A 15,338-nucleotide genomic window follows, 5' to 3' on the forward strand; every position below is an offset into this window, starting at 1 on the left:
ACCTTGGGCTATCTCTTTAGAGACGGTTGGGTCTAATTATTCGGAGACCTGTCCAAGATAGTTATCCAAACGTTCGCCCTTCATGACGAGCTTTGAGCGAAGCTTGGCGGACTTTTCTTTGACTGCGTCCAGGTTGACAGGTTTGCCAACCTGAATGACGCCAATCATTGCCATCATAAGATGTGGTGGGCAGTAATAAAGATAGACGCCTTCCTGATCGACTGTGACTGTAAACTCTTCGTCGAGCTTGCTTTTCCAGGCTTTCACACCTTCAGGAACTGCGAAGGACTGAACATAATGGCTGGAGTTTTCCGGAATAAATGTAATTGTGTCGCCAACTTCTGCTTTCACATAGCCCGGCTCAAAAACCATGCCGCCTTCTTGTCCATAATTGAGCATTTTGATCTTGTGCTCTGCTGCCATAGACGTAGTGGCAATGAGGCTCAATGCAAAAGCCGCGATGATCGACTTCATAGGACTAGTCCTTCCTGGTGTTGTAATGCTGGTTCGAATTTTTTGCCAACGGGCTGAATGACGGGATTTCCCGCGCGGTCACGCAGGATCTCGGCATCAACGCCGTAGGTCTGAAGAATGAGGTCTGATGTCACGATATCGGCTGGTGTGCCGGAAACCTGAAGACGGCCCTGAGAGAGCACGAGCAGATTATCTGCATACTGGCATGCAAGGTTGAGATCGTGCAGAACAATGACAGTGACCCAGTTGTTCGCTTGGGTCTCGCGCTTGACCAGATCAAGGAGGCCGACCTGATGTTTGAGATCGAGGGCGCTGACAGGCTCATCAAGAAGCATGGCTTTCGGCTCGCGCATAAGAACTTGCGCAAACATGGTCATTTGCCGTTGACCGCCGCTGAGCGACGTCACATTGCGGTCGGCAAGATGGGCAATCCCCGCTTCTTCAAGCCGCGTCATCGCTTGATAGAGAGTTTCATCATCGATGTGTAATGATAGTTTGTCGAGCCGCCCTAGAACCACGACTTCCAACACAGTCAGAGCTGCATCAGTCGTACTATCTTGCGGCATATAGGCAATGGCATCACGCCATTGACGTAGTCGGGTGCTTCGGTGGACACCCGTGCTAAGCGTCCGATCATTAAATCCGATCTGCCCCGCTTGCAAAGGCAAATCGCCAAACATCGCACGAAGCAATGTCGTCTTTCCTGTGCCGTTCGGACCGATGATAACGTGAATTTTTCCCGCCTCTAGTCGTGTGTCCACACTGGATATGATCGTTTGCGAGCCACGTTTTATGGATATGCTTTTCAGTTCCATCATGCGCCTCGCGATCTTGGCGCAAAGATGAGCCAAAGCAGGAAGGGCACGCCGACAATGGCTGTGACAATCCCGACTGGAAAGAGTGCTCCCGGTATGATCGACTTCGAGAGAACAGAGGCCGCGGACAGCATTAATGCGCCCGAGATCACAGACATTGGCAGGAAATAGCGCTGGTCTTCGCCAACTGTCATGCGCGCGATGTGGGGTGCGACAAGGCCGATAAATCCAATAACACCAACAAAGCTTGTTGCGGTGGCGGTCATAATTGCAACGATGATGAGAATTTTCATTCGCAAACGACGCACGTTGATGCCGAGGCTTGCGGCTCGCATTTCACCCATGCGCAGTGCGGCCAGCTTCCATGAATCTGCCATCAACAAGCCACAGCAAACCGCTGTGACCGCCGCGGTCAGCATCAGAGTTGGCCATGTGGCTTTCGTCAAACTACCGAATAGCCAGAACAGGATTTGTTGTGACAGTTCAGGCGAAGACAGGAACTGGATCAACGAAAGCAAAGACTGAAACAGGAAGAGCAGCGCGATGCCGCCGAGGATGATAGTTTGCGCATTCATGTGCCGCATGGATGCCAGTGTGAACAGGAACAATGCTGCCAACATAGAGAAGGCAAAAGCACCGACTGGAACAGCGATCATCACCGGCATGCCGAGACCACCAATTGCAAGAACAAAAGCCGCGCCAAAGCCAGCGGCTGCGGCCATGCCCAAGGTATAAGGGCTTGCCATTGGATTGTTGAGCAGCGTCTGCATCTGCGCGCCACCCGCACCAAGGGCCGCACCCACAGCAAGCGCCATGAGTGCCATAGGGAGGCGCAAGTTTCTCACGATGGAGTCCGTCATTGCGGCGCGTTCACCGATGCCGGTTAAGGAGCGGATCACTTCCATTGGTGACAACATCGATGGCCCGGTCGCAACGTCAAAGACAAGGCTCGCAGCCATGATTGCGAGAAAAATAATGACCGTGCGCAGACGTTTTCGCTCACGCGCGCGGTGGGTGGCAATCGCTGCTTTATGCCTTGAGAGAGTTGTCATGGTGGCCTGTTCAAATTGCAAAACAGGGTGCCACCATTGTGATGGTGGCACCCTTAAGCACGGAATCGCAGATATTACTTTACGCTGATTGCGAAGGTTCCCTGCGGATCAACTGGCAGATACTTCTTGTAATAGCCATGGTAGTTGGCGATTGGGTCCATATCGGCGAACTGTTCAGGATAAAGTTCCTTTGCGATGTACTGAACCATGGCGAAGTCCGACAGCGTGCGCGATGCACCCTGATAAACGCCATAAAGCTTGCCGTTCTGAACTGCTGGCAGTTCACTCCAACCCTGACGGGTTTCAAATGCCTTGAGCTTTGCGCGCGCTTCATCAGCATTCACGGCCTGACCCATTGGCAGAGCGGTCTTATCCTTGTTGTTTTCGCGACCAGAGATCAAGACGACGTCAGGCTTGGAAGCAAGAACCTGTTCCGGATTGATCGGGCCCCACCACTCGACAAACGGTGCTGCGATATTGTCGCCGCCAGCTGCAGGGATCATCGCGCCCCACATGTTTTTCCCGTAGGTGAAAGAATATTCAGCCGGTCCCTTGTTGCCGAATTCGACATAGACCTTTGGTTTGTCTTTGCCAGCCTTGGCAACGCGCTCCGAAACATCCTTCAGAGCGCCGGAATACATGTCAGCGATTTCTTTGGCGCGGTCTTCAGTACCTGCGAGTTCACCCAGAACCAGCGTAGATGCAACGTGGCGATCAACGGTCTGCGCGTTGTAATCGACGACGACAACCGGGATGCCTTCTTCTTCAAGGCGATCTGCATCAAGGCCCAATGCCTTATACTGCCAGTCTGCAAGAATGACGAGATCAGGGTTGAGGCTCAGTACCTTTTCAACAGAGAAGGTCTGTGCTTCAACTTCGCCAACATCAGGGATGTCTTTCAATGAAGGGCGGTGGGTGACATGCATGTTCCAGTTAGCAGGAACCCAGCCTTCCCATGCTTCGCGCGAAATGCCGACGACCGAGTCGTAAGCCTTTTCGCCACCGACTGCCATGTAGTCTTCAAAGTAGAAGCCAACGACAACACGCTTTGCAGGAAGATCGACCTTCACTTCACGGCCGATGACATCGGTGATGGTTTTCACTTCTGCAAATGCAGGGGCTGTAAATGCAATTGCACAGGCGGATAGAAGGAGCGCGAATTTGTTAGTGATCATAATAATCCTCAGGGACACAATTTCGCGCTCCTGATATTAAAGATGACTTACTTAATCAAGTTATTTGGAAGTGAAATTCACGGTATTATATCTTCAAGCATGCCAGGCGCGAAATAATTCACCAGAAATCGGCGTTTTTAACACATGTTACCCTACTAAGGTATAATGGTTTTGCTGAAAGTTAGTTGGGGGCTGGTGCCTAAAAAAGCTGTGCTTACTACCATCTTTTCGTCAGTCAATGCGGTGATTTTTTTATGAGAGACAATAACAGATTTCAGAATCAGGAGTTTTGAGTAAAATATTTAGACTGAATAGCGAATATAGATGCCCTTATTGCATGCCTAGATGCGTAAACCGATGATGAGATATTTATCTCTTGCTATACGGTTTCAAATGATTTTCATGAATTATGATCTTCAATGTAAATTCTGATGATCCTGAATTTCGTGCATGAACTGCAAATATCGAAGCTTATATAATAGTATAATTGCTAATTATTTTTTGTTGTTTTTCGGCGGAAATATTACATTTTTATTGCAAAAAATGTATTGATTTTCATGAATTACCCTACAAAGAAAATAATGATTTTTTCTTCTAACTATATGGCTTCATTGCAATTTTATATAATAAACAAGATTTCTTAAATTGCAATTGTATACCAATTAAGTCAACTTTAAATATCATCTATGCTGCGTCAATTGGTAACATTATGGAAATAATAATATTATTCATAATTCATATTAAGTACTAGCTTATGTTTGATAGTAATAAGTTCTGAATACCTTCAGGATTTACAATATCATGCGATCTGGCTTGTGATTTTAGCCGTCTGGGGACACATTATGGGGGCTAACTATGGTTAACGATCTTGTAGTTGATCTTTCGCGTATTCAATTCGCGGCGACGGCACTTTATCATTTTCTCTTTGTACCGTTAACTTTGGGGCTGACCATTCTGGTCGCCATTATGGAAACGGTTTATGTAACGACTGGCCGCGAAGTGTATCGCCGCATGACCCAGTTCTGGGGAAAGCTGCTGCTGATTAACTTCGCGCTGGGTGTCGCGACCGGCCTCACCATGGAATTCCAGTTCGGCATGAACTGGTCGTTTTATTCAAGCTTTGTCGGCGATGCTTTCGGTACCGCGCTGGCGATTGAAGGCCTGATGGCCTTCTTCATGGAATCCACATTCCTTGGTCTGATGGTATTCGGCTGGGATCGTCTCACCAAGATGCAGCATCTGGTTGTTACTTATCTTGTGGCGCTTGGCTCCAACCTATCGGCGCTGTGGATTCTTGTGGCCAACAGCTTCATGCAGAGCCCGAAGGGTGCAGACTTCAATCCCGTCACCATGCGAATGGAGCTGAGCAGCTTCTTCGACATGTTCTTCAACCCGGATGCACAGGCGAAATTCGTACATACTGTGCTTGCAGGTTATGTGACCGCAGCGATTTTTGTTTGTGGTGTCAGCGCTTTTTATATGCTGCGCAATCGTCATATGGACGTTGCCAAGCGTTCGTTCCGTATTGCTGCACTCTTTGGTGTACTTGGAACCGGTGGCGTTCTGACTCTTGGTGACGCACTCGGTTTCGTTGGTGCGCATGCGCAGCCAACCAAGCTTGTGGCGATGGAAGCGCTTTGGGAAACCGAAGAAGCGCCGATGTCTTTTAATGCGATCGCCTTTCCATCGCAAAGCGAGCAGAAAAATCTCTTCGCAGTTAAAATACCGGCCATGCTGTCTATTCTCGTGACGCACTCACTTGAGGGAACAGTGCCTGCCGCGGATGTGTTGGAGGAGCGCGCGAAAACGCGTATCCGAAACGGTATTCCGGCAATTGAAGCCATGCAGATACTCAGTTCAAATCCAACAGACCCGGCGGCGCTGGCTAAGTTCGATTTGCACAAGGACGATCTTGGCTATGGCTTTCTGGTCCAGCGTTACGCACCTGATGGCGACATCACACGCATAACCGATGCCGATATCGATAGGGCCGCAAAAGACACCATTCCCGAAGTCTGGATCATCTTCTGGGCGTTCCGTATCATGGTGGCTATGGGCTTACTGATGCTGGGCTACTTTGTTCTGTCCTTCATTCTCACGCTGACCAATACGGTTCAAAACTATCGTTGGTTCTTGCGGGCATCTGTATGGATGATCCCTGTACCATTCATTGCCTGTGAAATGGGCTGGGTGGTGGCCGAGGTCGGGCGACAGCCATGGACGGTTTATGAAGTCTTGCCGACATGGCTTTCGGCATCGACGCATACGGTTGCCTATATGATCGTGTCGCTGTCGGGCTTCATCCTGCTTTACACAATCTTCGCCATCGTCGAGCTGTTTCTCATGTTGCATTTCATCCGCAAAGGACCGGATGCATCAGAAACAACCGCCCCTGCAACTGCACCAGCTCCGGCTGCGGCTTATTAATCGGGAGATATTTCATGGATATTTATCTCGTACTTCAGCTTGTATGGTGGTTGCTGCTTGGTATCCTGCTGATGGGCCTTGCCATCATGGTCGGCATGGATATGGGCGTTGGTACGTTGCTGCGTTATGTGGGGCGTACCGATACAGAACGGCGCGTTGCACTCAATATCATTGGCCCGCATTGGGATGGAAATCAGGTCTGGTTCATTCTCGGTGGGGGTGCAATTTTCGCGGCATGGCCGTTGGTCTATGCGACTGCGTTCTCCGGCTTTTACATCGTCATGCTGGTTTTGCTCTTCAGCATGATCGTCAGACCGCTGGGCTTTGAATATCGCAGTAAAATGCCATCACCACGTTGGAGAAATGCGTGGGACTGGACGCTGTTCGTTTCCGGTTTTGTGCCGATGCTGGTGTTTGGTGCGGCCTTTGGCAATATCATTCAGGGCGTGCCGTTCAACTTCGACTGGCGGATGACATCCTATTATACCGGCAGCTTCATTGAACTGTTCAACCCGTTTGCAATTCTGTGTGGTCTCCTCTCTGTTTCGCTGTCGATCTATATGGGCGGCGCGATGCTAATGAGCGGTGGCGTTGGTAATCTCGCCGATCGCGCCCGCAAAGCTTCGCTTTTCGGCGGCATATTGGCACTTGTTCTGTTCACGATTGGTGGCTTTTGGGTTTCGGGCATGGACGGTTATCAGATCGTGCAGGGTCCCAATCCGGGCGTGCCGCAAACACCTCTGCATCAGGTGGTTGAACGCACACCTGGCGCACTTCTGTCCAACTTCCATGAATATTCCGTGCTGTGGGTTATTCCAGCGCTGACCTATATCGGCGTTGCGTTGGGGCTGGTAGCATTGCTTGCACGCAAGGCATTGCTTGGCTGGTGGCTCGGTGCCATCGCATGGATTGGCGTTATCGGCACCGCTGGTGCTGCAATGTTCCCGTTCATGATGCCATCAAGCACCAATCCATCGCATAGCCTCACGGTTTGGAACTCCGGTTCCAGCGAGCTGACGCTGATGTGGATGCTGGGCTTTACGGTTGTCTTCATGCCTTTGATCGTCGTTTACACGAGCTGGGCTTTCTGGGTGATGCGCGGCAAGGTCGATCCTGATCATGTCGAAACCTCGCACCACGCATTTTAAGGAGAGCAAGATGACTGTATTCTGGCGTTTTGTGGTGGCAATGATCATCGCAGTCATTGCGATCCTTATTGGTATCATCCTTGGTGATTACGGCCCTTGGTATCTCTCATGGTTGCTTGGCACCGGCTTCATGATCCTTGTTGCAGCGCTCGGTGGTGTTCTTTTTGAAGAACAGGAAGATTCCGCGCTTGCTGCAAAAGAAAACCCTGAAGACGCTAAGCCTCACGCACAGCGCAGAGAACTCGAATATTAAGCGTTTTCGATACTTTAAAAATGCCATACGGGAAATTCTCTCGTATGGTCTGAGGAGGTTCTCTGAAGGAAGTCTCATCCTTCAACCCTTCTCCCACTTTTAGATTTTTATGAATTTGCTCCACTAGCCCCCCCCCCGCTAGAGGACCATGTATTGTATGGAGCACGCTCGATGGCGTCAGGTATTTCACGTCGGAATTTTATCAAGCTCGGCACCTTTGCCGGCATTACGGTGATGCTTGGACGTGTTCCTACCGCAGGCGCTTTGGAAGTGCACTCCGGCCCGACATCAACCGACTGGATCGGCAAGGATGGCAAAGCGCGTTCGCGCTGGGATGGTGTTCGTAAAGTAACCGGACAAAAGAACTTTGCGCGTGATTATCGCGCGCGTGATATTCCCGGTTGGCCCAAGCAACAAAGCCACGCTTTCATGATCAAGGCGACGAAGGCCGACCGGACATTTGAGGGCATTGACCTTTCTATACTGGGCGCAGATTTGCAGCCTGACAAAGTTTTGCTTCAGGAAGATCTTGCTCGTGACGGTCTGAATATTCCGCAAGACACCAATATGGGCAAGGGTTTCTACGGCTATAATATTCTTGTGCCGAAGGGTGAGACGCCACCTATTCTGGGCCACCCTGTCGCTATCCTGATTTACAAGGATTTTGATCGGCTTGATGCTGCAAAACGTCAGCTGCGTTTTGAAGATAATGTCGTTGTCTATGGCGAAGAAACTGGAGCCAAGCCACCAAAGAATTATGGTGCTGCGCGCTATGTGCGGATTGGTGGTGAAACGCCTTACGATGCATCCGTGTTTTCACCCTATCAGGATGCTGGCATTAAAGGTGGGTTTGACGGCAACACGCCTGTCTGGCCGCCCTATGCACCGGATAAAGCAATCGCCATTCCGCCGATCATCCGAAAAGATCGCGGCGGCGGTTTCATCGAAGCTTTGCATCGGGCGGAAGAAAAGCCGGATGCGCAGGGCATTGCCATGGACTATGCCAAAGGCATCACCGATGAAGTAGAAGCCGCGCGCACAAATCCCGAAAAAATCGTGCTCGAACGCCACGGCTTTTCGCAGTCCATCGATCCTTGCGCAATGGAACCCGACAATTGCAATGCCTGGTATGATGCAGCCACAAAAACAATGCATGTAATGACGGCTACGCAGTCACCGACCGGCATTGTCAATGCTGTGGCAATGCTGGCTAAAAACAACAAGCTGTTTCCGGTTGAGAAGATCGTTTTGCTGACCGGCTCGACGGTTGGTTATGGATCGAAAGATTATTCGGTCTTTCCGTTCTATGCGATGGCAGCGTGTTTTTATGGTGAAGGTCATGCAATCAGGATGGCCAATGATCGCTATGAACAATTTCAAATGGGTATGAAGCGCCACTCCGTTGAGATGGATGTTTCGATCACCGCAGACCGCAAAACCGGCAAGTTCGAAATTCTCAAAGGCTTTTATAACTGTAATGGTGGCGGGCGTGAAAATCTGTCCGTTGCGGTGTCGCACGTGGCGGCGCGCGGCGCGCAGTCAATCTATTACTTCCCAAAGTCTGATCTGACGGCTCTCGCTATGGCGACACCCGCTGTGGAAGCAGGTTCGATGCGTGGTTTCGGCTCATTGCAATCCATGGCTATCACCGAACTGATGGTCGATGAACTTGCCAGCGAGCTGAAGATTGACCCGATTGAGTTGCGTCGTCGTAATGCCATTCTGGAAGGTTATCCCAATACGCAAGGCGGCATCATTGCTGGCGATCCGCGCAATGTGGAAATGCTCAATCTCGCCGAAAAACATCCGATCTGGCAAAACCGCGAAAAAGCCAAAGCTGAATTTGAGGCGGCTAATCCGGGCAAGCTTTACGGTGTTGGTTTCTCGCAGGTTCAGCAGGTTTATGGTTCCAGTGGCGTTCCAACCGCATTGGTTTTAGAGTTTGACGCGAGCGGCAAACTGACCATGCGCCATTGCGTGCAGGAAATTGGCACCGGCGGCACCACTGCGCAACAGGTTATGGTTTGGCAGGCGCTGGGTAAAGCACCGGATGTGGTAGATTTCGGCGTCACAGACTTTGAACAGTTGCCGCTTCACACAAGCTATGCCGATCAGAAAAAGCAAGATGAGCTTGCGAAGAGCGACCCTTATTGGACACCCGCGCTGATACCGGACATGAGTTCTTCAAGCGGTGTTTATTATATCGGTTTTGGCACACGTCAGGCTGGTCGTTTTCTGCTGGAAAACAGCCTTTGGCCAGCCGCGAAAGCGCTCTGGAGCGAAGGTGTTGGCGGCGGTGCCATTGCAAGCCTGAACGTCGAATTGTCTGACATTCGCGTTGGACCGGATGGCATTGGCGGTGGCGGTATGACGCCGATCCCGTTTGAGCGTCTTGCAAAAAAAGCCCATGAAATGGGGCTGATTACCGGCGTTGCCGTTCATGCCTACAGCAGCTGGCAATGGTCGCGGGCAGAGTTCGACATTCCAACTGTTGGCGAGAGAAACCTGCCGCTTGATGCGATTGCGGTTAAATATGGTGACGGCGCATCCGATGAACTCAAAAGCCGCATGACCACAGCAGGCTATGATTTCATCAAACGCAAGATAGCCTATTACCCGCCGACAAAGCGCGGCGGCGCTGATCCAACAACTGTGACACCGGCTGCGTGTCTGGTCGAAGTGAATGTGAACACCTTCACAGGACATGTTCAGGTCATGCGCCATCACATGATGATGGCTCCCGGCACAATGATTGTTCCTGAGCTTGTTTCCGGCCAGATACAGGGCGGTACAGCAATGGGCATCGGCCATGCACTGATGGAAGAAATGCCGCTTTATGAAGACGGCCCCGGCAACGGCACTTGGAACTTCAACCGCTATACGCTGCCGCGCGCCAAAGATGTCGCTGTCTGGAACCAGACAACTGATTATCTGCCACCACTTTCAGAAACATCACCACCCAAAGGCATGGCGGAGCTGGGCATGATCCCGATCCTGCCAGCAACCAGCAATGCCATTACGCATGCGACCGGAAAACGTTTCTATGAATTTCCGATTACCCCGGAAAAAGTAAAAAGGGCCTTATCATGAGCATCGAAAAACGCCCACTTTCTCTTACCATCAATGGCAAGGCAATCGGTCCGGTGCAGGTTCCGGTCGGCATGCCTATGATTGATTTTTTGCATGAATACCTTGATCTGACTGGCACGCATTTTGGCTGCGGTCAGGGTATCTGCCACGCCTGCACCATTATGGAAGTGAAGAAGGATGGTACGCGAACTGAAAGCCGGACCTGCATCTACGATGCGCATTTTTTCAATGGAAAATCAATTATTACAATCGAAGGTCAGGCTGAAACCGATGCGGATGGCAAGGTCACAAAGCTGACGCCAATCCAGCAGGCTTTCATCGATAATTTCTCATTCCAGTGCGGCTATTGCACGCCCGGTTTTGTGGCTGGCGCTACGGTTTTCATCGACCAGCTCAAGCGTCAGCCTGTCAAACGCGCAGATCTTGAAGGCGCGATTGAAGAGGCACTCGATGTCCATATCTGCCGCTGCACAGGCTATGTGCGTTATTACGAAGCTATCCGCGATGTGGCGCTTGCCACGCCCGGTTGCGTGATCGGATAGGGGAAAAACGATGAAAAGCCATAGATTGCGCAATTCGATCTTAGCCATCATCGTGTTGGGTGCACTGGTTGCGCTACCCATCTTGTTTGGTCTTTTTCGCACTTCAAGTGTAGCACCACAGGCCGAGCAGGCTATGACGCCAGAGCAGATGCAAAGTCTCATACCGCGTGGACGTGAGCTTGCATTGGCTGGTGACTGCTTTGGCTGTCATTCACTGCCGCAAGGCCCAATGGCTGCGGGCGGCGTGCCGATCCAACTTCCTGTTGGTACGATTTATTCGACCAATATCACACCCGATAAAGAACATGGCATCGGTAATTATACCCGCGCCGATTTCCATCGTGCTTTGAAAGACGGTATTGCGGCTGGCAAGGGTAATCTTTATCCGGCGATGCCTTATGTTTACACGCATATTACGACACCCGACGATCTCGACGCGCTTTATGCTTATATGATGAGCATTCCCGCGCTGCCGGTTGCCAATAAAGCCAATACGGGTGTGTTCGTATTGCCGGTGCGCCCATTCCTAAACTTCTGGAACTTGCTCAATTTCCCGAACAGGGAAGTTCCTCAGAATGAGCTGCGCTCGGCTGAATGGACTCGAGGGGCTTATCTCGTTGAAGGGCTTGCTCATTGTGGTGCTTGCCATACACCACGCAATCTTATGATGGGCGTTGATTTCCTGCGTCCGCTGCAAGGCGGCGAAGTCGATGGATTGGCTGTTCCAAACATCACAGCCGCAGCATTGTCTAAGCATGGTTTTGATGTTGCGACATTGAGCCAGTATCTCTCCACCGGTATCGCGCCGCAGGGCACATCCTTTGCTGGTATGAATACGGTGACGCACTTCTCAACCAGTGTGATGGACGCGGATGATATAAAGGCCGTCGCCACCTACCTATTGACCGATGACGAAGGCAATATTGCAGCCGCAGCACCTCCTCCTGCACCTTTGGCGGAAGCGCATAATCCCGAACCGGGAAGCCCGATGGAAACCGGAAGGCTGGCTTATATTTCCGCCTGTGCTGGCTGCCACGGTGTCAATGGTGCAGGCATTCCGAATGTCGCTCCTGCTATGAAGGGCAATGCCACTCTGGCGATGGATAATCCGCAGACACTGATCAAGGTGGTTCTCAACGGCATTCCGACGCAGACATTCACCAATGGTCAGCGCATGTATGCGATGCCACCGTTCGCCCATGTGATTGAAGATCCGGACATTGCAGCCCTGATCACTTGGATCAGAGCCGAATGGGGCGGTCAGGCAACAGCAGTGACGACCGAGCAGGTTGCAGCTGAAGAGAGTGCTGTCGATTAAAACGCATGAGTTGGGCTCAATCGATTGAGCCCAACTCAGTTATTAGCACGTGCATATGTATTTCAGGCGTAATCGGATCAACCCCCGGGGGGAATGATGAGTTCGAATATTTCACGTCGCAATTTTATTAAGCTGGGAACAATCGCCGGCATCACTGTGATGCTTGGACGGTTGCCCGCTGCTCATGCGCTGGAAGTTCAGTCCGGACCAAGCCCGTCCGACTGGATTGGCAAAGATGGTCAAGCGCGTTACCGATGGGATGCCATACGTAAAGTCACCGGCGAGAAAACCTTCTCGCGCGACTATCGCGCTCGCGATCTCGAAGGCTGGCCCAAAGAACAAGCTCATGCGTTCTTCATCAAAGCAACCGATGCAAAACGAGCCTTTGAGGGCGTTGATCTGACCATTTTAGGGGCTGATCTCCAGCCTGATCGTCTGGTTTTGCATGAAAACTTTGAAGCCGATGGCTTGACAGCACCGTATGCCGAAGGTCTGGCCGATGAATTTTACGGTAAAAGCATTCTGCTGCCAAAGGGGCAAACTGCACCGCTTCTGGGACAGCCAGTAGCGCTGCTTGTCTACCATGACTTTGATCGTTTTGATGCCGCAAAGCGTCTGCTGCGGTTTGAAACCAGCATAGTGAAATATGGTGCTGAAACTGGTGTTAAATCGCCAGCCAATTACGGCGCAGCGCGTTATGTACGCATCGGCGGTGATACACCGTCTGCATCATCTGCCTATTCGCCGATACAGGATGCGGTTATCTTTGGTGGCTTCGATGGTGATACGCCAACTTGGCCATCAGACAGCACTACAGGCGTTTTCGTGCCAGCATCCGTTTTGACCAAACATCGCGGCGGCGGTGGGGTACGCGATCCGGAAGAAGTCGCACGCGAGACCTATGAACCTATGCGACGCGGTATGAACGCCGCCGAAAATATTGCCAAAGCTATTGAAGACGCGCGTAAAGACGAAAGCAAATTTGTGCTGGAACGGCACGGCTTTTCGCAGTCTATCGATCCGAGCGCCATGGAGCCAGACAATGGCAATGCGTGGTATGATGCGAAGTCGAAAACGCTGCATCTGATCGTTGCCGCTCAGTCACCTTATGAAGTTGCGCGTGTTGCAGCGGCTATGGTCAAAGATAACAAGCGCTTCCCCGTTGAGACGATCAAACTCCTGACCGGAACAACGGTCGGTTACGGATCCAAAGACCACTCGATCTTTCCGTTTTATGCGATTGCCGCCTGCTTTTACGGTGATGGATTGCCGGTGCGTCTGGCCAATGATCGCTACGAACAGTTCCAGCTTGGGTTGAAGCGTCATTCTATCGAAATGGATGTTTGCATCGTTGCTGATCGCAAGACCGGCAAGTTTGAAATCATGAAAGGTTTCTATAATTGCAACGGTGGTGGTCGCGCCAATTTCTCATTCTCAGTGGCACAGGTCGCTGCGACGGCTGCCCAGTCGATCTATTATTTTCCAAAGTCAGACCTCACATCCATAGCCCTTGCAACACCTGCCGTAGAAGCAGGCTCCATGCGCGGTTATGGCACCATTCAGGTGATGAGCATTACCGAACTGATGGTCGATGAAATCGCAGCCGAGCTTGGTATTGATCCGGTTGAGCTTCGCCGTCTTAACGCAATGCGGGCGGGTGACGAAAATACACAAGGCGCGCAACCTTTGGGCGATTTGCGTAATGTAGAGATGCTCGAACTGGTGGCTAAAAACCCACTATGGGTCAATCGCGAACAAGCCAAGGCGGACTATGACAAAGCCAATCCCGGTCGCCTTTATGGTGTAGGTTTTGCGCAGGTTCAGAAGGACTATGGCTCTGGTGCGGACACCTCTGCACTCACGCTCGAATTTGATGCAAATGGCAAATTGACCATGCGCCATTGTGTGCAGGAAATTGGCACTGGTGCCACCACTGCACAGCAGGTGATGGTGCGCAATCTGTTGGGCAAAGTGCCGGATGTCGTCGAGTTTGGTGTGACCGATTTTGCCGAATTACCAATGGTAAGCAACTGGTCGCCTTATACAACCACGCAAGAGCAGCAGGATGAATTGCAAAAAGACCCGTTCTGGGTGCCAAATGCACTGCCGCCGATGAGCGCTTCCAACAGTGCTTATTTTCTTGGTTTTGGAACACAACAGGCGGCGCGGTTCCTTTTTGAAAACACATTCTGGCCTGCTGCAAAGGCGATCTGGAGCGAAGGTGCATCTGGCGGACAAATTGCCAGTGGCGTTGTCACACAAAGCGATCTGCGCGTGACGGCAGGCGGCATTGGGGGTGGCGGAATGGAAACGCTTTCCTTTGAGCGTCTCGCACGCAAAGCCCATGAAATGGGTTTGGTGACAGGTGTTTCAATTCACTGTTTCAGTCGCTGGGAGTGGGCAACAGCCAAATTCGACATACCTGTCATAGGCATGCGCGAACTGCCTGTTGATCTTCTCGCCGTTCGCTATGGTGACGGTGCTTCAGCGGAGTTTAAAAGCCGCATGACAACGGGCGGCTATGATTTTATCAAGCGGAGCAGCGTGAATTTTCCACCTGTGCAACGCAACAATGCGGGTGTTACCACCTATACGCCAGCGGCATGTATCGTCGAACTCAACGTGAATACGTTTACCGGCGAAGTCGAGATCATGAAGCATCACAGCATACTTGATCCGGGCAATATAATCGTGCCCGAGCTTGTTTCCGGTCAGCAACAGGGTGGTCTCGCAATGGGGATTGGCCATGCTTTGATGGAGGAGCTTCCGCTTTATGAAGATGGCCCGGGCAATGGCACATGGAACTTTAATCGCTATACACTGCCGCGCAGCAAGGACGTAGCGATCTGGACGCAGACAGCGGAATATCTCGAACCGCTGTCAGAAAGTTCACCGCCCAAAGGCATGGCCGAAGTGGTTATGATCCCGGTTGTGGCAGCGACCGGCAATGCGATTACGCATGCAACCGGCGCTCGCTTTTATCGTCTGCCTGTAACGCCTGAAAAGATCCAGCGGGCACTCGGAGAGTAAAGGCACAGATGTTT

General features: G+C 51.4%; 11 protein-coding genes. 7 read left to right on the top strand and 4 right to left on the bottom strand.

Annotation, left to right across the window (positions count from 1 at the left end; genetic code table 11):
* Window positions 1-36: 36 nt before the first annotated feature.
* The 4 genes from WH356_RS15585 to WH356_RS15600 form a co-directional block, all read right to left on the bottom strand.
* Entirely contained in the window at window positions 37-474 is a 438-nt protein-coding gene (locus WH356_RS15585) for a pseudoazurin (protein WP_339512377.1), read from the bottom strand.
* Window positions 471-1,292, bottom strand: a complete 822-nt coding sequence (locus WH356_RS15590) for an ABC transporter ATP-binding protein (protein ID WP_339512379.1) — start codon at window positions 1,290-1,292, stop codon at window positions 471-473. The genes WH356_RS15585 and WH356_RS15590 overlap by 4 nt, the downstream gene beginning before the upstream one ends.
* Window positions 1,289-2,341 (bottom strand): FecCD family ABC transporter permease, encoded by a 1,053-nt coding sequence (locus WH356_RS15595; RefSeq protein WP_339512381.1) that lies wholly within the window; start codon window positions 2,339-2,341, stop codon window positions 1,289-1,291. The genes WH356_RS15590 and WH356_RS15595 overlap by 4 nt, the downstream gene beginning before the upstream one ends.
* Before the next feature lie 74 nt (window positions 2,342-2,415).
* The gene (locus WH356_RS15600; RefSeq protein WP_339512383.1) at window positions 2,416-3,516 is read right to left on the bottom strand and encodes an ABC transporter substrate-binding protein; all 1,101 of its coding nucleotides are present in this window, start codon (window positions 3,514-3,516) and stop codon (window positions 2,416-2,418) included.
* Window positions 3,517-4,371: 855 nt separating this feature from the next.
* Here WH356_RS15600 and WH356_RS15605 point away from each other — a divergent pair.
* The 7 genes from WH356_RS15605 (at window position 4,372) to WH356_RS15635 (ending at window position 15,324) form a co-directional block, all read left to right on the top strand.
* Window positions 4,372-5,943: a cytochrome ubiquinol oxidase subunit I gene (locus tag WH356_RS15605; protein WP_339512385.1), complete on the top strand. Its 1,572-nt coding sequence runs from the start codon at window positions 4,372-4,374 to the stop codon at window positions 5,941-5,943.
* 14 nt (window positions 5,944-5,957) lie between these two features.
* Window positions 5,958-7,091: a cytochrome d ubiquinol oxidase subunit II gene (gene cydB / locus WH356_RS15610; protein ID WP_339512387.1), complete on the top strand. Its 1,134-nt coding sequence runs from the start codon at window positions 5,958-5,960 to the stop codon at window positions 7,089-7,091.
* Window positions 7,092-7,101: 10 nt separating this feature from the next.
* Window positions 7,102-7,344 carry a hypothetical protein gene (locus tag WH356_RS15615; RefSeq protein ID WP_339512389.1) on the top strand — a complete coding sequence of 81 codons (243 nt, stop codon included), beginning with the start codon at window positions 7,102-7,104 and terminating at the stop codon, window positions 7,342-7,344.
* Window positions 7,345-7,515: 171 nt separating this feature from the next.
* A complete protein-coding gene (locus WH356_RS15620; RefSeq protein WP_339512391.1) occupies window positions 7,516-10,434 on the top strand; it encodes a xanthine dehydrogenase family protein molybdopterin-binding subunit in 2,919 nt (972 codons plus the stop codon).
* Window positions 10,431-10,976: a (2Fe-2S)-binding protein gene (locus tag WH356_RS15625; RefSeq protein WP_339512393.1), complete on the top strand. Its 546-nt coding sequence runs from the start codon at window positions 10,431-10,433 to the stop codon at window positions 10,974-10,976. The genes WH356_RS15620 and WH356_RS15625 overlap by 4 nt, the downstream gene beginning before the upstream one ends.
* A gap of 10 nt (window positions 10,977-10,986) precedes the next feature.
* Window positions 10,987-12,294, top strand: a complete 1,308-nt coding sequence (locus tag WH356_RS15630; protein WP_339512395.1) for a c-type cytochrome — start codon at window positions 10,987-10,989, stop codon at window positions 12,292-12,294.
* A 96-nt stretch (window positions 12,295-12,390) separates the two neighbouring features.
* The gene (locus WH356_RS15635) at window positions 12,391-15,324 is read left to right on the top strand and encodes a xanthine dehydrogenase family protein molybdopterin-binding subunit (protein WP_339512396.1); all 2,934 of its coding nucleotides are present in this window, start codon (window positions 12,391-12,393) and stop codon (window positions 15,322-15,324) included.
* Window positions 15,325-15,338: the final 14 nt, after the last annotated feature.

Source organism: Ochrobactrum sp. MYb379 (assembly GCF_037479515.1).
Taxonomy (GTDB): domain Bacteria; phylum Pseudomonadota; class Alphaproteobacteria; order Rhizobiales; family Rhizobiaceae; genus Brucella.